23 protein-coding genes, 2 pseudogenes and 2 riboswitches are annotated in these 24,897 nt (G+C 45.3%); of the genes and pseudogenes, 6 read left to right on the top strand and 19 right to left on the bottom strand.

Translation table 11 applies throughout. The features are described 5' to 3' along the window. Nucleotides 1-26: 26 nt before the first annotated feature. From E4U82_RS09685 to E4U82_RS09675, 3 genes are read right to left on the bottom strand one after another with little or no spacing between them, the layout of a single operon-like run. Complete coding sequence (locus E4U82_RS09685) at nt 27-1,070, bottom strand: ribonucleotide-diphosphate reductase subunit beta (protein WP_135109993.1); 1,044 nt, start codon at nt 1,068-1,070, stop codon at nt 27-29. Continuing rightward, on the bottom strand, nt 1,051-1,497 hold the full coding sequence (locus E4U82_RS09680) for a flavodoxin (RefSeq protein WP_135109992.1): 447 nt from the start codon (nt 1,495-1,497) through the stop codon (nt 1,051-1,053). Before E4U82_RS09680 ends, E4U82_RS09685 begins: the two co-directional genes overlap by 20 nt. Further along, nucleotides 1,482-3,692: a ribonucleoside-diphosphate reductase subunit alpha gene (locus E4U82_RS09675; protein ID WP_135109991.1), complete on the bottom strand. Its 2,211-nt coding sequence runs from the start codon at nt 3,690-3,692 to the stop codon at nt 1,482-1,484. The genes E4U82_RS09680 and E4U82_RS09675 overlap by 16 nt, the downstream gene beginning before the upstream one ends. Nucleotides 3,693-3,806: 114 nt before the next feature. Further along, nucleotides 3,807-3,999, bottom strand: a riboswitch (cobalamin riboswitch). Between the two features lie 183 nt (nt 4,000-4,182). Next, nucleotides 4,183-4,361: riboswitch (Lysine riboswitch) on the top strand. A 112-nt stretch (nt 4,362-4,473) separates the two neighbouring features. On the opposite strand from E4U82_RS09675, the gene dapA reads away from it, so the two are divergent. Next, on the top strand, nt 4,474-5,364 hold the full coding sequence (dapA, locus tag E4U82_RS09670; RefSeq protein ID WP_135110017.1) for a 4-hydroxy-tetrahydrodipicolinate synthase: 891 nt from the start codon (nt 4,474-4,476) through the stop codon (nt 5,362-5,364). Nucleotides 5,365-5,870: 506 nt separating this feature from the next. Here dapA and E4U82_RS09665 read toward each other — a convergent pair. Together E4U82_RS09665 and E4U82_RS09660 are read right to left on the bottom strand one after the other, a co-directional pair. Next, nucleotides 5,871-6,305, bottom strand: coding sequence for a hypothetical protein (locus E4U82_RS09665; protein WP_135109990.1), 435 nt, complete (start codon nt 6,303-6,305; stop codon nt 5,871-5,873). Between the two features lie 595 nt (nt 6,306-6,900). Beyond that, a complete protein-coding gene (locus tag E4U82_RS09660; protein ID WP_135109989.1) occupies nt 6,901-7,323 on the bottom strand; it encodes a GNAT family N-acetyltransferase in 423 nt (140 codons plus the stop codon). A 113-nt stretch (nt 7,324-7,436) separates the two neighbouring features. On the opposite strand from E4U82_RS09660, the gene E4U82_RS09655 reads away from it, so the two are divergent. Together E4U82_RS09655 and E4U82_RS09650 are read left to right on the top strand one after the other, a co-directional pair. Then, complete coding sequence (locus E4U82_RS09655) at nt 7,437-9,056, top strand: BCCT family transporter (RefSeq protein ID WP_135109988.1); 1,620 nt, start codon at nt 7,437-7,439, stop codon at nt 9,054-9,056. A gap of 30 nt (nt 9,057-9,086) precedes the next feature. Beyond that, the gene (locus E4U82_RS09650) at nt 9,087-10,499 is read left to right on the top strand and encodes a Na+/H+ antiporter NhaC family protein (RefSeq protein ID WP_135109987.1); all 1,413 of its coding nucleotides are present in this window, start codon (nt 9,087-9,089) and stop codon (nt 10,497-10,499) included. 37 nt (nt 10,500-10,536) lie between these two features. Here the strand turns inward: E4U82_RS09650 and E4U82_RS09645 are convergent, their stop codons facing one another. The 3 genes from E4U82_RS09645 to E4U82_RS09635 form a co-directional block, all read right to left on the bottom strand. Continuing rightward, on the bottom strand, nt 10,537-11,190 hold the full coding sequence (locus tag E4U82_RS09645) for a YetF domain-containing protein (protein ID WP_135109986.1): 654 nt from the start codon (nt 11,188-11,190) through the stop codon (nt 10,537-10,539). A 134-nt stretch (nt 11,191-11,324) separates the two neighbouring features. Further along, nucleotides 11,325-11,864, bottom strand: a complete 540-nt coding sequence (locus E4U82_RS09640; RefSeq protein ID WP_135109985.1) for a hypothetical protein — start codon at nt 11,862-11,864, stop codon at nt 11,325-11,327. A 9-nt stretch (nt 11,865-11,873) separates the two neighbouring features. Next, the gene (locus E4U82_RS09635) at nt 11,874-13,046 is read right to left on the bottom strand and encodes a ParM/StbA family protein (protein WP_135109984.1); all 1,173 of its coding nucleotides are present in this window, start codon (nt 13,044-13,046) and stop codon (nt 11,874-11,876) included. Nucleotides 13,047-13,404: 358 nt separating this feature from the next. On the opposite strand from E4U82_RS09635, the gene E4U82_RS09630 reads away from it, so the two are divergent. Next, nucleotides 13,405-14,052: a GntR family transcriptional regulator gene (locus tag E4U82_RS09630; RefSeq protein ID WP_135109983.1), complete on the top strand. Its 648-nt coding sequence runs from the start codon at nt 13,405-13,407 to the stop codon at nt 14,050-14,052. Nucleotides 14,053-14,105: 53 nt separating this feature from the next. Here the strand turns inward: E4U82_RS09630 and brnQ are convergent, their stop codons facing one another. The 8 genes and pseudogenes from brnQ to E4U82_RS19850 all read right to left on the bottom strand — a co-directional run bounded on the left by brnQ (nt 14,106) and on the right by E4U82_RS19850 (nt 21,301). Beyond that, on the bottom strand, nt 14,106-15,467 hold the full coding sequence (gene brnQ / locus E4U82_RS09625; RefSeq protein ID WP_135109982.1) for a branched-chain amino acid transport system II carrier protein: 1,362 nt from the start codon (nt 15,465-15,467) through the stop codon (nt 14,106-14,108). Between the two features lie 431 nt (nt 15,468-15,898). Beyond that, entirely contained in the window at nt 15,899-16,318 is a 420-nt protein-coding gene (gene arsC / locus E4U82_RS09620; RefSeq protein WP_135109981.1) for an arsenate reductase (thioredoxin), read from the bottom strand. Between the two features lie 21 nt (nt 16,319-16,339). Beyond that, nucleotides 16,340-17,638, bottom strand: a complete 1,299-nt coding sequence (locus E4U82_RS09615) for an arsenic transporter (RefSeq protein WP_280688663.1) — start codon at nt 17,636-17,638, stop codon at nt 16,340-16,342. Nucleotides 17,639-17,654: 16 nt separating this feature from the next. Next, nucleotides 17,655-17,999: an ArsR/SmtB family transcription factor gene (locus E4U82_RS09610; RefSeq protein WP_135109980.1), complete on the bottom strand. Its 345-nt coding sequence runs from the start codon at nt 17,997-17,999 to the stop codon at nt 17,655-17,657. A gap of 220 nt (nt 18,000-18,219) precedes the next feature. Beyond that, nucleotides 18,220-19,287, bottom strand: coding sequence for a dual-specificity RNA methyltransferase RlmN (rlmN, locus tag E4U82_RS09605; protein ID WP_135109979.1), 1,068 nt, complete (start codon nt 19,285-19,287; stop codon nt 18,220-18,222). A gap of 85 nt (nt 19,288-19,372) precedes the next feature. Then, entirely contained in the window at nt 19,373-20,794 is a 1,422-nt protein-coding gene (locus E4U82_RS09600; protein ID WP_135109978.1) for a hypothetical protein, read from the bottom strand. A 126-nt stretch (nt 20,795-20,920) separates the two neighbouring features. After that, nucleotides 20,921-21,109: pseudogene (locus E4U82_RS09595) on the bottom strand (GMC oxidoreductase); the annotation flags it as partial. 33 nt (nt 21,110-21,142) lie between these two features. Beyond that, nucleotides 21,143-21,301, bottom strand: coding sequence for a hypothetical protein (locus E4U82_RS19850; RefSeq protein WP_167751372.1), 159 nt, complete (start codon nt 21,299-21,301; stop codon nt 21,143-21,145). A gap of 201 nt (nt 21,302-21,502) precedes the next feature. Between E4U82_RS19850 and E4U82_RS09590 the strand changes: the two genes are divergently transcribed. After that, complete coding sequence (locus E4U82_RS09590; RefSeq protein ID WP_135109977.1) at nt 21,503-22,504, top strand: LLM class flavin-dependent oxidoreductase; 1,002 nt, start codon at nt 21,503-21,505, stop codon at nt 22,502-22,504. A 230-nt stretch (nt 22,505-22,734) separates the two neighbouring features. Here the strand turns inward: E4U82_RS09590 and wrbA are convergent, their stop codons facing one another. Both wrbA and E4U82_RS09580 read right to left on the bottom strand, forming a co-directional pair. After that, entirely contained in the window at nt 22,735-23,397 is a 663-nt protein-coding gene (gene wrbA / locus E4U82_RS09585; RefSeq protein ID WP_135110015.1) for an NAD(P)H:quinone oxidoreductase, read from the bottom strand. A 209-nt stretch (nt 23,398-23,606) separates the two neighbouring features. Further along, a pseudogene (locus E4U82_RS09580) lies at nt 23,607-23,768 on the bottom strand (pseudouridine-5'-phosphate glycosidase); the annotation flags it as partial. Nucleotides 23,769-23,965: 197 nt separating this feature from the next. Between E4U82_RS09580 and E4U82_RS09575 the strand changes: the two are divergent. Continuing rightward, nucleotides 23,966-24,421: a DinB family protein gene (locus E4U82_RS09575; protein ID WP_135109975.1), complete on the top strand. Its 456-nt coding sequence runs from the start codon at nt 23,966-23,968 to the stop codon at nt 24,419-24,421. An 18-nt stretch (nt 24,422-24,439) separates the two neighbouring features. Here the strand turns inward: E4U82_RS09575 and E4U82_RS09570 are convergent, their stop codons facing one another. Further along, the gene (locus E4U82_RS09570) at nt 24,440-24,757 is read right to left on the bottom strand and encodes a hypothetical protein (protein WP_135109974.1); all 318 of its coding nucleotides are present in this window, start codon (nt 24,755-24,757) and stop codon (nt 24,440-24,442) included. Nucleotides 24,758-24,897 lie beyond the last annotated feature (140 nt).

Here is a 24,897-nt window from a genome sequence, read left to right as displayed (position 1 = left end):
TGGCGGCTGAACACTCCTTGTCATGTTCACAAATCATCAAACCCGTTCAGGTCGCTCGTTTTCGTATATTGTCTTGACTTTTGCTCGAAAAAGTCCGTTTTGGTGCCATCGAAATTGTCCGCATACGCCCGGATCCATTTCATCGGATTCTCTGTATGCTCGGGATAAATCTCACTCAGGCCCATCATCCTTAGCATTTTATTGGCGCGGTACTTGATGTAGCCGGCCATTTCGTCAAGGTCAATACCGTCAATATCGGCGAGCACATATTGGGACCATTCGATTTCGAGGTCCACTGACTCACTGAATCTGCTGTAAACCCAATCCGTAAATTCTGCTGTATTTAAGTCCGGATTTTCGGCCAGTGTTGCCCGGAATAATTCGGCAATGAATCGCCCATGTTCAAGCTCATCCCGATTAATGTAGCTGATCATCGTCGACGTGCCAACCATCTTATTTTGTCTGGCAAGATGGTAGAAAAAAGCAAACCCGGAGTAGAAAAACATGCCTTCCAAGAGTGACGTATAGACCATTGTTTTTAAAGTATTTTCTATCGTCGGTTCTTCAACAAACGCGTTGTATTGCCTTATGATCGCTTCATTCCGCTTCAGCAATATCGGATCAGTTCGTCCGAGCTGAAATGCCTCATTCTGCTCATCGAGCGAAACAATTGATGACAGCACGTACGAATAGCTTTCATTATGCACGGCTTCCTGCTGGGCGATGACCGCCATGATCGATTGGACAGATGGATCGGTCGCGTACAGTGACAAAAGCAGCGCTGTCCGTGTTTGCGGGCCATCCAATGTTGACAACAGACCGATGACTTTCAGGTACGTATCCCGCTCGGCATCTGTTAATGTAGCAAACTGGCGCAAGTCATCGTTCATGTTGATTTCATCTGCCTGCCAATAGTTTCCGATCAGACGCTTATACATTTTATACCAGTGTGGATAAGCAATATCGTTCCAATTCAGGATACCGCTTGACTCCCCGCCAAACAGAGCGGTTGATTTGTTCGGATTCATGGGTTCCAGTGTTTTTGCTTTTTCAAGCAGGGCGTTTGACATCATGAAGCACTCCTTCCAACCAATTTTCCACGATAGGTCCTTGTGAGCCACGTGGTGACTGCTCAACTTTCAGACCGGGCCATTTGCTCCCGTAAAATTTGGCCAATTTAACAACAGCTTTGCAGAACAGATCATCACCGCCAAATTGTGTATCGCCGGTTCCGAAGACGGCGACATTGTCTGGTTTATAGCCGATTTCCAGTATAAAATCTTTCACCTCATCAGGGGTTGCGCCCATCTCCCAAGTGAATGTGCCGATAAAAATCAGATCATATTGAGACGCGATAACCGGCGAATCGATGCCAATCTGGTGGCGATCAACTGTCATCCCGTCATCCTCAAGACGCTCCGCAATCATGTCCGCCGTTTCTTTTGTGTTGCCGCTGTATGATAAATAGGCGATTAAGGTTCTCAACTTTGACACCACTCACATTCTTCAACATCATTGGCCGTTGACCGGACATAGTACGTCGTTTTCAAGCCTTCCCGCCATGCCTGCAGATGCAGGTCAAGGAGGACAGATGCTTTAATCGTGTTCGGTACGTAAAAATTGAACGAAATGCCTTGGTCAATATGCTTTTGGCGAGCTGCATTTTGCTTGACCGACCAGCGCTGGTCCAAAATATAAGCGGATCTTCGGTAAATATTGTACGTGTTATGATCCAGCTCTGGCGCCGTGAAGGGAATTTTGAAATCTTTCTTTTCCTCAAAATAGAACGGTTGGAAGACAGGGTCAATGCTGGCCGTTGAGCCGGCAATCATGGATGTTGACGAGTTCGGTGCCACGGCCATGAGATAGCCGTTACGGATGCCGTGTTCCGTCACATCCTGCTTCAACACCTCCCACGCCTCACTCGTGTAACCTTTATCGGTAAAATATTGGCCTGTCTGCCACTTGCTGCCCGCAAACGCTGGATAGCTGCCTTTTTCCTTGCTCAGTTCCATGCTTGTTTTAATGGTCAGATAGGCAATTTTTTCATACAGCTGGTCTGCATAATCAACGGCTTCATCCGATTCCCAACGGACATTTTCTTTTGCCAGCAGATGATGCCAACCGAATGTTCCAAGACCGATTGCGCGGTATTTTTGATTGGTCATTTGCGTTTGTTTCAACGGCAGCGTGTTAATACCAATCACATTATCGAGCATACGGACCTGAATCCTGATTAGACGTTCCAGTACCTGTTCCGGTACGGCCCTTCCGAGATTGATAGAGCTCAGATTGCACACGACATAGTCACCTGGTTTATATTTTTTCACGATGGTGCCATCCGCTTCGGTCAGCTCTTCCAACAATTCCGTCGGTGACTGATTCTGCGTAATTTCCGTACACAGATTAGAACAATAAATCATGCCGTTGTGCGGATTATTGTTCTGCCGGTTCACCTCGTCCCGGTAAAACATGAATGGTGTACCAGACTCGAGCTGTGATTTCATGACCCGTTTCATGATGTCGATTGCCGGGACAGCACGTTTGGTGAGCCGGTCGGATGCCACACATTCCAGATAGCGCTCACGCCACGATCCCGCTCCCTTTTCTTCATCGTAAAAATCCTCCAGCGAATAGCCCATCACCTGACGTACTTCATGCGGATCGAACAAATACCAGTCACCACGCTGTTCCACCTGTTCCATAAAATAGTCCGGAAGCGAGACACCTGTGAAAATATCATGCGCACGGAGCCGTTCATCGCCATTATTCAGTTTTAAATCAAGAAACGCTTCAATATCGGCATGCCAGACGTCAAGGTAAATGGCGATTGCGCCTTTTCGTGTCCCAAGCTGATCGACACTGACGGCCGTGTTGTTCAGCTGTTTGATCCATGGTACAACACCGCTGGACATGCCTTTAAATCCTTTGATCGCACTGCCGCGGCTGCGGATTTTTCCCATGTAAACACCAATCCCGCCGCCATTTTTGGACAGCCTGGCAATGTCGGTGTTGCTGTCGTAAATGGATTGCAGGCTGTCATCGACGGTATCGATAAAACAGCTCGATAATTGACCATGTGTTTTGCCGGCATTGGTGAGTGTCGGCGTGGCGACCGTCATGTACAGGTTGCTCAAGGCCCAATAAGCTTCAGCAACGTACTGGCTGCGATAGCTGGGGTCCTCATCCTGCATCAGGTGCATGGCAATAATCATCCAGCGCTCCTGCGGCAGTTCGTATATATTTTTATCATGGTCGGTTGCCAGATAGCGGGTTGCCAGAGTATACAAGCCGAGGTAGTTGAACATAAAATCACGCTTCGGCTCAATGACGTTGTTAAAGTATCCGATTTCCTCCTGCGTGTATGTTTGCAGCAAGTGATCTGAATAAATGCCTTGATCAGTCAGTGCTTTGATAAGCTGGTGGAAATCACCGTATTGACGGCTGGCGTCATATCCCCTGTTTGCTGCTGCCTGCTCGTATAAGGTCTTTAGATACAGGCGGCTGGCGACATATGTCCAATCAGGGTTGGCCTCATCGATATTCTCCAGTGCCCGTTTGATCAAGTGGTCCGGTTCAATGACGGGACCTTGGTTATGTACTTTTTTAAAAAATGCGTCCTTGTCTACATTGAGTCCTTCTGTTGCCTGCTTGATGAATGGTGCTATTTCGTCGGTTATGGTTGATGTCATGATTTTGCCTCCTTACGCTAATAGAAAAACCGCTCACCCCAGGGATGAACGGCTGCAAAACGACAGAAAAAGCATCATGTTCCGCCGTTTCGCCTTCCACTTTCCCCGGGGAATCGAAACATCTGAACGAAGGCAGGTCTCCTGGCTCGTGCTTCTGTCTACTGAGGCCCTTCCCGTATGACCGCCGTTAAGCCTGTCATACAGTGGATAACCTGGTCGTCCACACTCACAGTTGCGGGGACAGCTCCGGATTTCTAACCGGATTCCCTATTAAGACTGAGTTGTCGCCTAAGCTCGCGAACACTATATCTAGTGTATTGATTCAATTTTATCAGCATATATTGTATTTAAAGCCTAGCATAGAATCACAGTCAATGCAATAGATTTATAGAAAAGATATCCGATAAGTTTTTTGGTTCCTATCTTGAAAACCGGGGCGACTAATGTTAAGGTAAATATAAATTATATATTGTCTTGCTTCAATACGTTGAAGCGAGGTAGAGGAGCGAAAGCCATCAGTACGCAATCAGAGGATGATGAGGTCCGGTGACGATTGTGGAAAGGGGAATTCGCCGAAACATCGAGAACTTATATTCTCGGGTGTTGGTTCTGTTATTGAAGAAAGGCAGGACTGTCATATAGGGAACTATATGGAGGGCTATCTTGCGCAAAGGGACGGTTAAGTTAACGTTTCTCAAGCAACAGCGGCCCCTCGTTGTTGTTTTTTTATGCTGAAAATGCCGGTAGCCCTTTTTAACTTTCAAAAAGGGTGTGAATCATGATGAATTTCGGTAACGTATTAACTGCTATGGTAACGCCATTCGATCAGAATGGTGATATCAATTTCGACGCAACACGGACGCTGGTCAATTATTTAATCGCAAATGGTTCGGATGGATTAATCGTTGCAGGGACTACCGGGGAATCCCCAACGCTGACAAACACAGAAAAACTGGACTTGTTCCGTTTCGTCGCACAAGTTGCCAATGGACGTGTGTCCGTCATCGCAGGAACAGGTTCGAATAATACACGGGCATCCATCGAGCTGACAGAACAGGCTGAACAGACAGGTGTTGATGCGATCATGCTCACGACACCTTATTATAATAAACCTTCCCAAGAAGGGCTGTACCAGCACTATAAAGCCATCGCACATGCCACGTCCCTCCCCGTGATGTTGTACAATATCCCGGGCCGGAGCGCAGTGGGGATTGCGCCGGAAACGATTATCCGGTTGTCTGAAGTCAACAACGTTGTTTCCGTCAAAGAAGCAAGCGGAAACATTGATGCGATGACAGACATCATCCGTCAAACACCTGATGACTTCACACTTTACAGTGGTGATGACAGCATGACACTTCCTGCACTCGCAATTGGCGGAAACGGCGTCATATCCGTCGCCTCGCACGTAATCGGAGGCGACATGCAGGAAATGGTACAGCATTTCAAAAACGGAGATGTGCAGCGGGCAGCCGCCATTCACCAGCAACTCCTGCCGACGATGAAGGCACTGTTCGCTCAGCCAAGCCCATCCCCGGTCAAAGCCGCTCTTAACATGATAGGGGTTTCCGTTGGCGATGTCCGCCTGCCGATGGTTCCGCTGACTGAGGAGGAAAAGCAGCAGCTCCGGCAAAAGCTGCCGGCGCATAACGGGAGACCACATTCAGCATAGTGGTTTCTTCCGTTGAATGTTAGTTGAACCGAATCGGACATTCAAGGAACAATTATCCCCTGTTCTATGGGGGGGGTAGTATCAGTTATAGGATAAAGTGAAACCTCAGTCAGTGTAACGCTGTGGCTGATTAAAAGAAACAAAGGCTAGTTCCGGACGTCCTGTGCAGGCGTCTCCTGTGATCTGCACCCTGCAGGCCCAAACATTATCCGGCATTTAAGGTCAGTTGACCACCGTTTTTTGACAGGTTACCGACCTTTACATGCGCGATGTGGAAAAAAACCAGGCAGGTAAAACGAAACCTGCTGTATGAACGTGAAAACGTTCATACAGCAGGTCGATGGGGTATTCGACAACATTTCATTGAAACTAGATACAACATATGCGAACTGCAGCCTTTCCCCATTTCCCCTTTATTTACGGCAACCAGCCAATTTTATACTAAGTTCAAAATTCTCATCTGATACCCTGATGTCGCCACCAATTAGTTTGTCTCCAGCACCTGCTTATTTACTGACCTGGTCAAAATATGTTTTTTGTTTTAATAAATTTGTTCTTCCGGAATCGCTATAGGTATACACTTCAGTTTTAATGTAAATAGCATGTGCATCATCGTCCATATATTTTTTGAGCGTATAGTATGTGTGATCAGGCTTTTCGTTAAATGTATTAAATATAGCCAAAGATATCCATCCATAAACTGGTGTTGCTAGAGCAGGTGCACCGGCGATTAATTGTTGCTCTAATTCAGTAGCATTATCTACAAATTCCGTACTATGATTAACTGTATCAAATAACTCCCAGGAAAAGTTACCACCCATACCCGGATCTTGATTACTAAATGGTTCCATTGGTTCACTCGCCGAATCCTCAGCGGCTACCTGTCCGTTAATAGCAAAAAACATTGCAAACGTTACAATAAGAGTAATTGATTTTTTCAATTCGGAACCTCTCTTTTTTGAATTATCTTTATCTTGACAATTGATATTTTAAATGGAATACTCTACTATATCAATCATAATCAAGTAAAATGAGGTGATTTTCCTATGAAAAAAAAATCTAATCAATTGTATTTGAGTAGTTTTACCTACTTCTTCCTTATATTCACAGCTATCTTAGCCATAACGAATTTTATATTTTTCGAGTCTGATAAACTGGGGACAATAAGTTTAGTTTTATTTGGAATTGTTATTCTGTTGACAATTTGGGAAAACAAAGGCAAAAAACTAATTTGTCTTTTGTTAATAGTCACTTATTTGTATTTAATTTATGCCTGGTATAGTCCTATGATTTAGCTGGGACCGAGAACATTGCGCTGTGGCAGCTGCTGGACAAATCAACATGCAGGCCACTATCTGCTAGTTGTATGCTAGTATCATTGTATCATTTGAATCACTACACCACATGATGTGCAGGCAATGATCGTAAATTTTTTTATTATTTATCATCCACAACATAAATCCTGGTATTTACCAAATTATAAAGACTCTTCTTTTACAGTACCCCGCAAAAGCGTAGAGTCCTTATACGGCGTAACTACATATCAAATCTTTTACGTAAAAAATACTGATTAAACCCCTTTGGATGATCTTCAATCGTACCGAAGACTTCATACCCATTGTTTTGATAAAATTCAGGAGCCTGGAAGCTGAATGTATCCAGGAAAATAAACCGGCATCCTTTTTCAATGGCTAATGTTTCCATCCTTTTTAAGAGTTCACTTCCATAGCCTGCTTCTCTAACATGTTTATCCACCCATAATGATTCAATGTGCATATGATGCCAGAAGATATTTGCGGTGATTCCGCCTATAATTTCTCCTGAATCACCTTTGAGAATAAGACTGACATTTTCATTTGGCGTTTTAAGTTTATCGGGAAGTTGTTCCATATTATGCTCGATGACCTTTTCCCGGATAAAATCACTATCCGCCTGCTTCCACTGCTGAACTATCTTCAAATCTTCCTCCCCCTTTTCATATTCAGAGGTTTAATTATACCCAAAACAACAGCTTTATCCATGAATAGCCTTTCAACATATAGAAAAGCTAATCACAAGAAAGGGTGAAAACAATGAACAAGGATTTGATTGACTGGCCGACATTCATAAGCGCTTTAATTCTGCTACTCGCTGTTTCCATTCCTCTGGCGGTTTTCCCGGAGGCGGGCAAAGAATTCGTCAATATGGCCAATGACTTCATGACCGGGAATTTCGGTGTGCTCTATTTAATTTTTGGTCTGGCCGCTTTTGCGTTTCTGATTTTTGTTGCCTTCAGTAAAAATGGCCATATCAAACTCGGTGATAAAGATTCTGAAAAAGAATTTGGCACGATTTCCTGGGCAGCCATGCTGTTTGCTGCGGGGATCGGGTCGAGTATTCTTTACTGGGCAGTGATCGAGTGGGCCTACTACTACCAGGGGCCGCCATTCGGCATAGAACCGGAATCGAATGAAGCGATTAATTATGCGCCGGCATACGGCATTTTTCATTGGGGGCCGATTGCCTGGGCGATCTATACATTACCGGCACTGCCGATCGCCTACTTCTATTATGTCCGGAAAAAACCTGTTCTGAAAATCAGTGAAGCGGTCAGACCCGTCCTCGGCCGGCTGGTCGATACACCGCTTGGCATTATCATTGATGTGCTGTTCATGTTTGGCCTAATGGGCGGTGCCGGAACGACGCTTGCGTTAGGAACACCTATGATCGCAGAAGGTGTCCATGATATCACCGGCTTACCTGTAACGATGACGATGAAGACGATCATCATGTTGGTATGTACCACTATTTTCGCCATCAGCGCCTATTCAGGATTGCGGCGTGGCATCAAAGTGCTGAGTGATGTCAATCTGTGGCTCGCTGTTTTTGTCCTTGGCTTTATTTTTATTTTCGGTCCGTCGCTGTTTATCAGTGAAACCACCTTTACGAGCCTTGGTCTGATTATCGATAACTTTTTCAAAATGGCCACGTGGCTTGAGCCGTTTGCCAATGTGAGGGGATTTACGGAAACGGGATTTCCTGAAAGCTGGACGATATTTTACTGGGCATGGTGGCTTGTCTATGCGCCGTTTGTCGGCTTGTTTGTCGCTCGCATTTCGCGAGGCCGAACCATACAGGAAATGATTTTTGGGACGATGTTGTATGGCACCCTTGGCAGTGTTCTGTTTTTCGGCATTATGGGAAATTTCGGCCTGCATCTGCAGCTGACCGGACAATTCGACGTTGTCGGTTTTATGAATGAAAATGGTGCACCGGCTGCTATTATCGCCATCCTGAACCAGCTGCCACTGGCCGGATTCATGGTGACTGTTTTTACTGTACTGGCAATTATTTTTCTGGCAACGACCTTTGACTCATCGTCCTATATCCTGTCCGCCGTTGTCCAAAAGGAGGTCAAAGCCGAACCATTGCGCTGGAACCGACTTTTCTGGGCATTCACCCTATGCCTGATGCCTTTGGTATTAATGTTCATCGGCGATTTGCAGACATTGCAGACCGCCAGTATTGTCGCCGGATTCCCGGTTTTGTTTATTATGGGGCTTCTGGCCTGGTCGTTTATGAAGGCATCCAATGAAGACTTACGGGCTTCGAAAAATTATCAGTCGCCGACCATTTATATTAACCGGCGCGAAACCCGAAAGAAAAGAAGGTCCGCCCTGGAGGCATTGGAAGATAAAAATCCGGATGACTGACTTGCAGTTCACTGGAAGGAGACTGGATCAATGGAGTGGCTTTCCCTCATCCCGTTTGTCATTGTGATTGGATTATCGATTTGGCTGAAGAAAATCTTACCGGGGCTCGTGTTGGGTGTCCTCATTGGAGGTCTACTCGTTGAATTCAGTGTACTTGGCGGGACCCAAAAATCAGTGGACTATATCGTCACAACCCTGTCGGATGAAAGTAACATCAAAATCATCGCTTTTCTCTATCTGTTTGGCGGCCTAATTGGTATGATGCAGATTTCAGGCGGCATTAAAGGCTTTTCCGAATGGGTTGGAGACAAGATTGAATCACAGCGCGGCTTACTGGGACTGATCTGGCTGACATTGCCATTTACGTTCATGATGCCGATGTTTCGGACTATGATGATCGGACCGGTCGTCAAATCACTGATGAAAGATATGCGCATTACCAAGCAGAAAGTCGGGTTTACGCTCGATGTATCAACAAGCTCGGTGATTGTCCTTTTGCCTGTCGCAACAGCATTTGTCGGGTTTATGATTTCGCTTGTTGAAAGCGGCGTTCAAAAACATAACCTCGACATGGATCCCTATCATATTTTCCTGCTCAGTATTCTGTTTAATTTTTTCGCCATTGTAATGCTGGCGGTCGGACTGATCCGGACATTCTGGTCATCGTCTGAGAAAGAGCGGCCGAAGAAGCAGGCCGGTAGGGAGAACAACGGGCCTGACTATCATCGTGCCGGCATTGAAAAAGAGCTGTCGACGGTCAAAGCCCAGCCATGGAACTTGATTGTTCCTTTGTTTTTACTTCTGGGATTGTCGCTGTTTCTGTTGTGGCAGAATGGTGTGACCAAGGGTGCGGACACTGTCTTCCAGGCCTTTTCACAAGCAGATGCAACGTTTGTCATGCTGCTGGCTGTCTTCATCACGTTGATTCTGACATTTGTGTTTTATATGATCCGGCGTCAGTCGATGGCAGAGACGATTTTCCATTTTTATGATGGCGGCAATCAGCTCATGCAGGCGATTATCCTGCTCATTCTTGTCTGGGCATTGTCATTGGTTACGGAGGACTTGGGTTTTTCCCAATTTATTAATGCAACACTTGGTTCATTCTTACCGAGCTTTACAATACCGGCGATTGTCTTTGTACTTGGGGCGGTGGTCAGTTACTTTCTCGGATCTTCCTGGGGAACATGGGGGATCTTCATGCCACTGGGGATCACGCTGGCTGTCTCAACCGGTGCATCGATTCCGTTGACAGTCGGGGCTGTGTTTGCCAGCGGGTCGTTCGGTGCCATGACCTCACCACTCGGGGACACGACCATTACGACTGCCTCTATTCTGGAATTGCCGTTGGTCGATTATGCCCGCTATAAATTGAAGATCTGCGCTGTCGGGGCGGGAATTGCAGCAGTGCTTTACCTCGTAGCAGGACTCTTCCTAGTCTGAGCCAGCTGACAAACTGTGGCCGAAAAAACCCCCATCGTCATTGTAAGGGTTTTGGCGATGGGGCTTCCGGGTCCTCTTCATCCAGTTCTTTAAACATGTCACGCTTTGTCTGCATTTGGGCAATTTGATTGTTGAGACTATTCAACTGGGTTCGAAGTTGATTGATTTGAGAGTCGGTGGACAGCTGGCTTAAAATTTGCTGAACGTCGGATTGTAACTGATTGAATTCCTTCTTCGTGACGGGCTGGGCATCGTTTTTCAGACTAAAGCCGACCTGGCCATTCGGTTCCAGTGTTGCCCATTCCACATCATCAATACTTTTAACATTGTTCACCCTCAGGTTCATTTCCAGCTGGTCAACGGTCAAGCGAAGATTTTTGAGATTCTTCTCATTTAAGGCGCCATTTTCGATTAATACTTTGGATTTACCGGTAATGACTTTTTCAAAAAAATTCCCTTTCACCTGCACATATTCCATTATAAACAGCGTTGCAATCAAAAGGATACCGACAGCTATTGTGACCCAGATGTTAGACCCGGAGACAGGCTGAATGAGCAATGAACCAATCCCAATCATGATAACCGTCTGCGGCAGGGTCATCTGAGAGATAGACTTGCGGCCGGCAAGCCTTAACAGAAACGTACCCGCGATCACAATCAAAATGGACTTCCATATCCAATCGAATTCCACTGTATCAAACTCCTTTCTATCGTTAGTTTGATTGGAATTCGGTATCTTATGCATGACCGCCGTTGTCGCCGATTTTATAAAAGCTGATGAAAAAGCTGCCCTGATTGGATGTCAAGACAGCTTGGATCATCTATTTACTTGTTCATTTTGGAGAAAAAATCTGCCAGCGGGTCTTCTTCCGGCTTGTCCGTGTCTTCCTGGTCCGTTTCATGCAAATCGCCCAACTGATCAAGTCCAACTGTATCCACATCGACTTGGTCCTCCACGGACGGTGCTTCTTCGGGTTCTTCCACAACTGGCGTTTCAGAAACAGGTGGTTCCGGCTCCATCGGCTGATTACCATTCAGTGTGGACAAAATCGCGGTTGCCCGAATCGGATCCTGCAGCAATTGATAAATAATGGTTCCGATCAGCGCCTCTGAATGTTCGTGCTTCAGCCAATTTTTCTGCTCTTTTGTAAGCTGTCGGGGAAGCGGCACTGTCACGGTTTCGCGCTCACGCGTGAAGGTTTCATTGACACCCTTCAGCACATATTGCGCGATCTGACTGGAAAAATTGCGCCGTTCGGTTTCCTTCAGTTTCTGCAGCTGCTTTAGCAGATAATCGGGTGTGTCGGATGGAATGCGGAAAGTCATCGACTGGCCGCGTTCAATTGTTTTTTTGGATCCTTGCATGGTATCACCCTACTCTTCTTCAGCGGCGGCTGTTTCCTTTGTATCGGCCTGCGTATGTTTATTCACAAAGTCCATGATTAGCTTATAATACGCGTTGGCCATCATCCAGATGCTTTCCTGTTCATCTTCAAAGAAGTCAATATTATAGCCATCCAGCTTGTTATTGAGTGCTTTAAGATAATCTTTTAATACAGCTGAACCGCCGCCAACAAAATAGCAGATTTCTGACTGTGAATTTTTCTGCCAGACATTGCGGAGATTCCGGTATTCCTTTTTAGCCAATTCCAGCAAAATCCGATCGGTAATGTCGTGGATGTTGGTCCGGCTGCCTTTAACCATGATATGGTGACGGTCATTTTTTCGCGTGATGATATCGACCACATCACGACGGCTGTCCAGCTCTACCCCATGCCTTGTCCGGATTTCATCGCGTATTTCCTCGAGAGATTCAGCCACACCGAGCGGAAAGCCCTGTGCCTTATCATCATCGACATTCCGGTTGCGGATAACCGCGATGTCGGTCGACAGGCCACCGATATCCTGAATCAGAATCTGCTTGTCTATCAATTCCTGGTTAATCACGTTCAAATGATTATCCATGATTAGATTCACATAAGCGGCAAAGCCTTCTGGATATACTTTGACTTCATCGAATTTGATATTGACTTTTTTACCCTGATGCTGCGGTGTAACCAGAAATTCCACTTGATGCACCGAGCCAAGCAGCTGGGAGCGATAGCCCACATCTTTTCCTTCCTTGACTTCTCTTAGCGGCAGTCCGGTACCCAATGTGTAGCTGGCATCTATCACATCACTCTTACTTGCTTTAAAAGCATTACTGCTGACAGCGTCCAGCGCAATCGAAGCAAACAGCATTACCAGCGTCTGATCCTCCTCTGATTTATTGCTGCCCTGGTCAAGTTCAGTGGAGTTATTCGTTTTCGTTGCCAGAGTCCCTACACGATAAACCGCATTATTCTCCTCAAGAGCAGGGGAATGGACGCGGATGTGCAAATTTTCGAGTGGATCTTTTTCATCCAAATCCTCAATCCCGATCACTGGTCTATCTTCCATATCCCGTGCAATGACGTTCGGTATGTAGTACGCATTTTCCAGTTTGCCAAAATTTGCCTTGACGGCATCATTTCCCACATCGACTGCTGCGACTCTTGACGTTTTCATGTTGCATTCTCCTCTCGTGAAAATGATATAGAATAATAGAGGTGTTCAATAACCTCTCCTATTAGATTAATCATTTTCGTTCAAATATGCAATCAGACTTTTTTCGCATTCTTTTTCGTATACGTGTACACGTTTTATGAACACGCTTGTATACCAATGTATAAACGCGTTTGTTTACATGAATACAAAATTGTTTTCAATACGTCTTCAATTTGTATACTCGTATACAGTTTTGTATGCAGTACTATAAAAACCTTTTCATTAAATGCAGTAATGTAATATATTGCATATTTCAATTGAGTAAATTTTCCTGTATACTAGATACATACAAAATGCTTAATTGAAAGGCGGATTTCCTATGCCAATACCTGCTAACCACGCAAAACCCGTTAGGCAGTCTGCAAAGGAGAGTGCCTTCAACCAACTTCAACAGTGGATTATTGATGGAACACTGCTTCCCGGCGAAAAGCTAAATGACGGTGAGTTGGCTGAAGCACTGGGCATCAGCAGAACGCCGGTACGTGAATCGCTGCAGCTTCTGGAAGTACAGGGGTTTGTTAAGATGTACCCCGGTAAAGCGACACAAGTCACTGAAATTGAACGCGAGGCCATTAAAGATCTTCTCCCACCACTGGCAGCGCTACAGTCTTTATCCGCTGAACTGGCCATTGACCATCTGACCGAGGACCACCTCTTACAACTTGAAGCCATTAACGAACGCTTTGCCAAGGCAATCGATTCTAATAACGGTTATGGCGCGTTAAAAGTCGATGAAGCATTCCACCAATTGATTGTTGATATAACGAAAAATACTTACATACAGGGAATGGTGGAATCATTGCAGCCACATGTTCGCAGACATTTTTTCCATCATTCCATTGTCCTGACCGAGCAATCTGTCGAAGAACACAGTACCATTATCGCCGCCATGAAGGATGACAACAAAGAGAAAGCTGTCGCCGTCATGAAAGAAAACTGGCTCCGTACATTACAGGAGTTTCAATAAAAAACACATAAAAAGCCGGCTACCCTGAAAGGGGCAGCCGGCTTTTTATGCGCTCATGAAGCATGGACCGCGGCGTTATTATTTTGAAAACGACTGATAATACCGGTCACCGCAATAACGATAACAGCCGGGATTAGCCATCCGAGTCCCCCACTATATAGGGGCAGCGTTTCCTCGTAGAAATCAATAACCGGCTGCATCCAACTGAAATATTCAATCCCCAATGATTCACAAAGCGATTTGAGACCATCAAAGATACTAATCAAAAACGTAACAGCGATCGTTGAAACATAAACCAGGCGTGCATGATGAAACAGTGGAGACAAGAATGTTAAGATCATCAACACAATCGCCAGCGGATATAGAAACATCAAAACCGGGACAGAATAGGTAATAATATTCGTCAATCCGAAGTTTGCAATAATAAAGGTCAAGGTAGCAAAGAAAACAACCAGTGTTTTATAGCTGATCTTCGGAAAAAGTGTGTGAAAATATTCCGCATTGGCTGTTGTCAGTCCAATCGCCGTCGTCATACATGCCAGTATGATCATGATAGCTAGCAAAACAGATCCAAACGTGCCAAAATAATGGGACGCAGCGCTACTTAGAACAGGACCACCATTCTCGAAAATTCCAAAAACTTCTGTACTCGTTGCGCCCAAATATGCGATTCCAGAATAGATCACAGCGAGCAGCAAAACAGCAATACTGCCAGCCTTCAGGGTCGTTTTAAGAACATCGGTATTGGATGTGACACCCATCGCCCGAATAGCATTAATAACGATAATAGCAAATACCAGTGACGCAAGTGCATCCATTGTATTGTATCCTTCAAGGAAACCAGTCATAAATGCGCCGCTTGAATAGCCTTCCTGCGGTCCCTCGATCGCTCCTATTGGACTAATAATCGCTGTAACAAGAAGCACCACAAGCAGAATAACCAACCCTGGAGCCAAAATCTTTCCGACATTATCAACGAGCTTGGCAGGCTTTAATGAAAACCACAGTACCGCAGCAAAAAACAGCAAAGTGAAAATAAATAACCCGATTTGCTGTGAAGACTCATTGATAAATGGCGAGATCCCAACCTCAAACGCAACCGTTCCTGTACGAGGTGATGCAAAAAACGGACCGATCGTCAAATAAAGCAGAGATGTAAAAAAAACAGCATAAACCGGATGTACTCGGCTTGAAAGTTCCTGTAAATTACGGCTACCTGAAAAACTCATCGCAATGATCCCACACAGCGGCAACCCTACACCCGTAATTAAAAATCCTGTAACCGCCGGCAAGAGGTTTGTACCGGAGTTTTGGCCAAGTTGTGCCGGAAAAATCAGATTTCCAGCTCCAAAAAATAATGCGAACAGCATAACACCAATTGCTGCATAAGACGAAAAAGACAGTTTCCCCTTCATGAGACCTTCCTCCTATGATGTATCTAATTTTTAGGCCATATGCAATATATCAATGAGGTCTATCATACTATCTCCTGTCGCGAAATGCAATATATTACGACAAATTTTTTGATGATTGTCGTAAATTAAAAAATACCCGTCAATTGATTACTATGAATCCCGTAATGGGCAGAACTTGTTTTCTGGAGCCTCCTATAGAATGCTTGAAAGGGTGATGCATAGTAAAGAGACTGGGACAACAGTGTTTATACCAATCAAAAATCCAAACAACATAATTTTGTTAACTCGCTACGGACATATACTTCGCTGAATCAATTTATGGTTCGTCTATTATGATAAACTTTCGTTTTGTCCCAGCCTCCATTAATGAGACTTGGTTCATGTTGAACGATTCTTCAGATAAAACACATCGAATCATCTCATCGTCCTGCTTACTTCCCCGTCTCTGCAAAGCGTTTAATGCGTTCTCCGATTTCATCACGAACGCGCTGAAATACTTGCCATACTTCTTCTCCCGTACCTTCCGCTTTTGCCGGATCATCAAAACCCCAATGTTCTCTTCTGACATGGGGAGGTGTCATGGGACATCTGTCTTCCGCATCCGCACATAAGGTTACGGCCATCGTTGCATGATTAAAAAATGCTGCATCAATTTTTTCCGATTGCTGACCAGATATATCAATGCCGACTTCCTTCATGGCTCTTACCGCATTTGGGTTTAACCCATGTGCTTCAATACCGGCACTTCTAATTTCCCATTCGTCTCCAAGGTACTTTTTAGCCCAGCCTTCTGCCATTTGACTACGGCATGAGTTCCCTGTGCACAGAAAATAAATCTTTTTTTGAGACATCCTGATTCTCCTTTGTTGACTTTATAAAACCAGTAGCATTGAAAACAGACCCAGTAAGGTTATAAACAGGATCGGGATTGTTAACATGATCCCCGTTTTAAAATAAGTTCCCCATGAAATCCTGACACCTTTTTGCGACAAGACATGGAGCCATACTAACGTCGCAAGTGAACCAATGGGTGTGATCTTTGGTCCCAGGTCAGAACCAACGACGTTCGCGTAAATCAGTGCCTCTCTAATGGAGCCGGAAGTATCTGTTTCAGCAATCGCCAGCGCATCAATCATCACGGTTGACATATTGTTCATGACCGAAGACAGGAAAGCCGCAATGAAGCCCATTGATACCGCCGCCACGAATAAGCCCTGTTCCGCAGCTGCCTCGATGACCGTGCCCAAAGCGCTCGTCAGTCCGGCGTTTCCCAATCCATAAACGACCACATACATACCCAGCGAGAAAAACACGATATCCCAGGGCGCCCCTTTTACCACTGCTTTTGTATCCACCGATTTGCTGTTTCTGGCCATCAGCAGGAAGAATACCGCTATAACCCCTGCAACAATAGAAACAGGAAGCATAATGAACTCACTTACAAAGTAACCAACCAATAATAAGCCAAGAACATACCATGATAAACGAAACATTTGATGATCTTTAATAGCTTCTTTAGGTTCACTTAATTGCGAAACATCATATGATCCCGGGATACTTTTTCTGAAATAGATCCATAAAACCGTAATGGTTGCTGTTAATGCAAATACGTTTGGAATAATCATTCGGGATGCATATTCCACAAATCCAATATCAAAGAAATCAGCTGACACAATATTAACAAGGTTACTGACGACAAAAGGCAATGATGTCGTATCCGCAATGAAACCGCTGGCCATGATAAACGGAAAAATCATTTTTTCCGTAAAGTTTAAATTCCGAACCATTGCCAGGACAATCGGTGTTAGGATTAACGCTGCGCCATCGTTGGCAAAAAAGGCAGCTACCACTGCACCTAAAATACTAATATAGACAAACATCTTTATTCCATTACCTTTTGCAATCCGTGCCATATGTAGCGCTGCCCACTCAAATAAGCCAATTTCATCCAATATCAATGAAATAAGTATTATAGCAACAAAAGCCAGGGTAGCGTTCCATACAATTTCCGTTACGTCAATGACATCGCTAAAACCGACAACCCCTGCTAATAACGCAACGATGGCTCCACCAATGGCAGACCATCCAATATTCAATCCTCTGGGCTGCCAAATAACAAAAACAAGGGTTACGAAAAAGATTAAAACAGCTAGTATCAACGTTGATGACAAAAATATTCCCCTCCAATTAACAACAAATAATGCGTGTGCCTTTTTCGTCCAACTCTTTCAGTTTGTGATCCTGACTGGGTACCTGGTCAAGAATTTGCTGAACAAATGGATAATATCCATGATTTTTATTGATAGAGTAAAAAATCCATTGTCCTTTTCGTTCTTCCTTAACCAATCCAACATCTCTTAATTTTCTAATATGTTGACTAATGGATGGTTGGCTTGCTTTAAAAATATCAACAAATTCGCAAACACAACACGCCTGATGATCAATTAACTTCATCATCGTCAACCTTGTTTTATCGCCCATTAATTTTAAAATGACCGCAGCCTCTTCCACTTCGATGGCAGTTTGCAGCACAAAAATTCCCCCTTCCCAGTTTATAGTGATATAATTATATTATGATATACTTATATAGACAATGAAAAAGTACACGAAAATATGAATTAATAATACAAAATCCTGATTTTTTCCTCACCAAAACGAAAGAAACCCTCTGGACAAGTCAATCCAAAGGGTGAAGTTTCACATGTTTTATAAACGTCGCGGCCTTATTCCAAAGACACAGCACATCGCTTGATTAGCCGATGTTTTCTTTTTTAATTTGCCGGCTTCTAAGCTGTCCGCAAGCAGCGTCAATGTCAGCCCCGTTTTCCCAGCGGACACCACAGTTCAGACCTTTCGCTTGTAACGTTTCATAAAACGCCTGAATCGTTGATGAGTCGCTTCGCTGGTACTGATCATGCTCACTGACCGTATTATACGGGATCAGGTTCACATAGGAAAGATGCCGTTTATCTGCAAGCAGCTCCACTAGCTCTTCTGCGTCTTCCTTATGGTCGTTGACGTCCTTCAGCATGATGTATTCGTAGGTGATCCGGCGATTGACATGTTCCAGGTAATAATCAACTGCCTTCATCAGTTTTTCGATCGGAAAAGCCCGGTTAATTTTCATGATCGATGTCCGCAGTTCGTTGTTCGGTGCGTGCAGTGAGATGGCCAGATTGACCTGTGTGCCGGTATCCGCCCACTTGTAAATTTTATGGGCAAGTCCGCTCGTTGATACGGTGATATGGCGCGCACCAATGTTCAGGCCAGCATCATCGTTCACAACATTGATGAAGTCCATCAGGTTATTAAAATTATCGAACGGCTCGCCGATCCCCATGACCACGATGTGACTGACACGCTCGTCGTTTCCTTTTATGTCCATATCTTTCTGCACATTCATGATCTGTTCGACGATTTCGCCGCTATTTAGGTCGCGGTTTTTCCGGAGCAGTCCGCTCGCGCAGAATGAACAGCCGATATTGCAGCCAACCTGAGTCGTGACACAAACCGAGAGACCATAGTTGAAGCGCATTAACACCGTTTCAACCAGGTTGCCATCCGACAGCCTGAACAAGTACTTAATCGTGCCATCCTCTGATTCCTGTCTGAGCTCTTCTTTGGTTGTGTGCAAGGCAAAGTTTTCCTCAAGCAGCGCGATGGTTTCTTTGTTGACATTTTTCATATCGGCAAATTCATTGATGCGTTTTTTATAAAGCCAGTTCCATACCTGATCTGTACGAAAACGGCGCTGGCCATGATTCGTCAGCCAATTCTCCAGTTGCTCATATGTTAAGCCGTAAATGGATTTATTGTTCATGTGTATCCCTCATTTCGAAACGTTCCAATGACCTATTGTACTATAATACGGCATGTGAGGCAATGTGGCAAATGGAATCCTGCCGCTAAAGAAGCTCACAGCGCTTTAACGTCAAGTAAGCATGGGCGGCAATCAAATCTTTGCTGTCACGCTTCAGGACACTGACAAATGGCTGTGTTTTATCCACATAGTCCCACACATTATGGGGTATATGCCGTTCACATACAAGAATAATCTCGGCACGGCCGACTCTTCCCCGCAGCACTTCAAAACTCTCTTCATATGGATTATGAATGTCCGTGACGCAGCCGTGCTTTTCCAATCGGTATTTATAATGGTTCAAAAAGCGGGATCCGATGACCAGAACGCTGAACTGTCCAAAATGTTGATACTGTTTTTTTGGATGATTCGTTGTCGATGGCTTTCCTTTAGGCTGACTGGTTTCCGGCGTATTCATGGAAAATTGCTGGAGTACTTTGGCACCATTGTGATTGAGGATTGCTTTTGCCGGCCGGTCTTCCGTAAGATGGCTGCCGCTGACGTTGTTTGTCACCGGGTAAACCTGATGACGGCTGGTTTCAGAAACATCCGTAAATTGCCAGCCTTCCTGATCATAAACTAAAAACCCGAGACGCGTTGTTGCATTAGTATTTTGTGTGTTTTTCAGCAGGTAGGAGGTATCTCGGTCTCTTGATTGATATGAGAGTAAATTGACCCGGCGCATAAACAAATAAAACAGGTTATGGGAACCGCGATAGAAAAAGGGTAAATTCTCGCTCTTAATGAAGGCTTCTGTCATTTCCAGCAGGTCGGGCAGATAGTCGGATGTGACATGTTGTTTCATGTAGGCAATCAAGTGCATCGGGTTTTGGTCAACTTCCCTTTCACGACGGCGATGAATGCTCACCTCATTTCGGAGCGTTCGGACTTCCCGTTCGAGATTTCCGTATTTCTGCCGTGTCAGCAAATCATAATTTTCCACTTTCCGCCGGAGGGCTGCATTTTCCTGTTTTAAGTGCTTGACCCTGTTCGTGTGTGCAGACATCCTCCTGTTGCGTTTCAGCTTTTTTTCGAGTTCCGCTTCCATTTGCCGGATGGTTTCCTCAGCCTTCTGCCGCTCCGTCCGTTCTCTCTGGACGTGGCTTCCCAGTTCCGCTATTCTGTCTTTGAGGTTTTCAGCCTCTTTCCGGGATTGCAGGTGTTCCCACCGCTGGGTTTTAAGTTCAGCGACTTGTCGGTTGCGTTTTTTTAATGCACGATTCGTTTCCTGGATCGTTTGCTGTTGCTCATCCAACTTTTTCCGTGCTTTATGTAGTTCTTTCTGTGCACGTTTTCGCAAGCGTTTCTCCCGTTGCAGATCGTCTGTTGTGTGAATCGGGGTATGATGGTCAATCCGTGGTGTCTGCCGTGTGCTTTTCTGTTGAAAACGTTCCCTGTTTTGTTCCAATTGCCGCTGTCTTTGCTTTCCTGCGTCCTTGATCAATTGCTGATGTGCTGAACGGTTCAAATCGCCTCTCCTCCCTGCATAGATTTACCTAGTCCTATTATACTGGAAATCACCTGAAAATGCAGGGTTCATTCTATATTTTTCAGTGGGAGAAACCGCCCCGCTGATGAACGGACCATTTTATATTTAAAAATATTTCAAAGCCAGCTGCTCCGCTGCTCTGGTCGCCAACGCCTGTGTTGTCAGTGCCGGATTGGGACCGCCAAGTGCATTGTAATCAGCACTGTTATCGGCGACATAAAGCCGTTCCACCTGATAGACTTCCCACGATGTATCGACGACATACCCCATCCGCATCGTACTTTGCAGGTGGATTCCGACATTGTTTTGAAAAGGGGACGGCAGCAGTCAATGGTGATGCAACTGCTGCTGAATGGCGATGTTGTGGTCCAATTCATAGATGATATAGTCATGAATCCCCATATCCGTTTCAATAAAGGTTGTTCCGCGGGCCTGCCGTCCTGTCGGAAGTACAGCATCCGTCAATGCCTGAAACGTTGTGTGCACATATGTCTGAGGTTCTGCACAAACACTGATGATGGGTCACCTCTTTCAAATTTCACAAACGATTACGATATGTATGATGCAGCCTTATGGTTTATGACATAGCCTAAAGACCTTTTATCAAGCATCATTTGTACATTACTGGGCAAAATATTGGAACTTCTGTCTATCAGGTCGTATCATTTCCCCTAAGGAGTGAGACATATGAGTGCCAAAACTTTTAACCATATTCCGTTGTCTGTTCTGGACCTTGCACCTGTCCTGGAAGGCAGCACACCGGAACAATCGTTCAAAAACAGTGTGAATTTAGCACAGAGCACGGAAAAGTTCGGCTTCAACCGCTACTGGCTGGCCGAGCACCACAACATGCCGGGAATCGCCAGTTCCGCGACATCAGTCCTGATTGGTCATATTGCCGGAGCCACAAGCGAAATGCGCATCGGTTCGGGCGGTGTCATGCTGCCAAACCATGCATCTCTTGTGATCGCTGAGCAGTTCGGGACACTGGAAACCTTGTATCCTGACCGTATTGACTTAGGACTGGGACGCGCGCCCGGTACTGATCAGGCAACTTCTTATGCACTGCGGCGCACATTGAACCAGCGTGTTGAAGATTACCCGATGCAGGTGGAAGAATTGGAAAATTACTTTGCAGGGACCGCCGCGGTACACAGTGTTCCCGGCGAAGGGCTCAGAATCCCGATCTGGCTGCTCGGTTCCAGCGGCTTCAGTGCCCGGATGTCGGCACAAAAAGGTATGCCATTCTCCTTTGCGAGCCATTTTGCACCGGACAACACCGTTGCGGCACTGAACCTGTATCGCGAACATTTTGCACCGTCTGATATGCAGTCAAAACCGTATGCGATGATCGGGGTCAATATCATCGCCGCTGATACAGAAGAGGAAGCGAAATACCTGGCCACTACTCAGCAGGAACAAACACTCAACATCCGTCGTGGACAGCCAATGAAGCTACAGCCGCCGATTGAAAATCCTGATGAGGCCTGGTCGGAAATGGAAAAGGCAGTTATTGAACAGTCGAACAATTCACCATACACTCTGATCGGCACCAAAGCGATGATTAAGGAAGGGCTGGAAACATTGCTTGAAGAAACCAAAGCCGACGAAATGATCATCAACTCGCAAATCTATGACATCAATGCCCGCATCCGCTCTTATGAAATTGTGAGCGAATTGATGGAATAGACGATGCTGATATTAGAAAAGCCCTGGCAGGTGATTGCCGGGGGTTTCTTAATATCAAGATCATAGTCTATTATTATAAAAATTTTTAAAGAACGTGACAGAGCCAGCGGTATTAATTGTAAAATTCAGTCGATTACGTGACAACTTCAGCCAATCCAATTAAAAGGCTGCCTTCATATAGAAAAACCGCAGTCCCAAAAAGGGGGCTGCGGCTTTTCTTGTGAGCAAAATCAGCTGCCTTCCACGATGCGGGAAGCCACATCGACTGTTCGGCGTGCCTGGTGTTTGATAGCACCTTCCACATCTTCCACCATATTGTTGTCCTGATCGACGGAAACGCTGGCACCATATGGGTTGCCGCCGCCAGCAAAGACTGACGCATCCGAGTAGCCGGGTGTTGCAATAATCGCACCCCAGTGCATCATGTTGACATATAATGACAGCAGGGTCGCTTCCTGACCGCCATGCGAATTTTGAGCGGACGTCATGCCGCTGACGACTTTATTCACCGTTTTGCCGGCTCCCCAAATGCCGCCCTGTGTATCAATAAACTGTTTCATTTGGGCAGCCAGGGTGCCGAAACGGGTCGGTGCACTGAAGATGATCGCATCGGCCCACTCAAGGTCATCCGAGGTTGCAACAGGCACATCTTTTGTTGCTTCATAGTGTTCTTTCCATACCGGATTCGCCGCGATAGCCTGTTCCGGTGCAAGTTCCGGTACTTTGAGCAGTTTTACCTCGGCCCCCGCTTCCTGTGCGGCAGCTTCAGCCCATTGCGCCATCCGATAATTGGTCCCAGTTGAACTGTAATAAACAATTGCTAATTTAACATTTGCCATGTTGGTTGACTCCTTTGCTGATGTTTTTCCAAATCGTTTCTTAAAAACCCCCATGTTGTCGCCCACTAGCTTCCCCAGCTTAGCCGATATGATTCAGTAAGTTCTAATGCGCCCATGCCCCGCTCCTTTTACTAAACATATGTAACTAATACAATAATATTTAGTTACTTTATGTAACTAATGTGACGAGATTTGTTTATTGTGTCAAACAAATGCGTTTGGATGAAAAAACACATGGAATAAACGATCCCATGTGTTTTTCCCTAAATTATTAATCTCATTTCCTCTGCCAATTTGGCAGCAATATCCGCGTCGACATGGGCATTGTGCTTCACCAGTGCGATGTTGGCGTCAAGACTTTTGCCGCCGGTCAGTTCTTCCACTTTGGCGAGCATAAATGGCGTGACATCTTTTCCTTTAACATAAGGACTTTTCCTGATCATTTGAAAAAGCTTTTGCTCAGGGTCTGTTAAAGGTTGATCCCGGCATTCTTTTATCACTGTGCCAGTAGGCGTTATGTTGTGCTTTCCTAATGGTTTCGTCCGCTCAATGTTTCTTTATTTAGAGTTTAGGTAAAAGTTGTTATAGTAGATATAAATACTATAAAAAGCGAGGTTTTAAAATGAGCAATCTGATTATTTCTCAATTCGGCTTTACCCACAACGCGTTCATGAATGAAGTGAAGGATTTGAATGAAAAGCAGCTTGATGCCCAACCAGAGGGATTCAACAACACGATCCGCTGGCATATCGGCCATGTGCTGACGACAAACGAACAATTCCTGTTCGGGTTCCCGGACAACACGGAATATATCCCGGAACACTACAAAAACCTGTTCGGCTATGGCTCCAAACCGGCGAACTGGACCGGCGATGTCCCAAGTGTTGATGAACTTACAGAACAACTGAGCAGTCAGCTAGAGCGGATCAAACAAATCCCGGAAGAAAAATTTGCAGAAAAGTTACCGGAAACGATGCTCGGCGCTGAAACTTACGGTGAGCTGGTCGCAATTGCTGCATTTCACGAAGGCAACCATACCGGTCGGGTGAACGCGATGAAGAAAGTATTGAATAAATAGCAGCAATGGTAGGAAGGATCAGGGGGCGGCTCCTGGTCCTTTTAATGTCAGCATTAAACGCCGCCGATTAATACGCCTCCCGTTGATGTTTTCGCTTCTACCGTTGATATACACGCCCTCACCGTTGATATCCGCGTTTCTGCCGTTGATGCACGCGCCTTTACCGTTGATATCCGCGCTTCTACCGTTGATGCACGCGCCCTCACCGTTGATATCCGCGCTTCTACCGTTGATGCACGCGCCCTCACCGTTGATATCCGCGCTTCTACCGTTGATACACGCGCCTTTACCGTTGATATCCGTGCTTTTACCGTTGATACACACGCCCCCATCCATTGAGGCCCTCGCCTATTTCGTAATGCAAAACCATTCATGAACTGATCTCTTCTCATTGGTGATGTGGTAATCGGAAAATCAAAAACAATTCCCTATCTTTTCCTAGTTTTCCATTGCCACATTTGGTAATCTTAACAGTA

Origin of the sequence: Lentibacillus salicampi, assembly GCF_004565465.1 — a bacterium.
GTDB lineage: Bacteria > Bacillota > Bacilli > Bacillales > Amphibacillaceae > Lentibacillus > Lentibacillus salicampi.
This window is presented reverse-complemented; position numbering and strand designations above follow the sequence as displayed.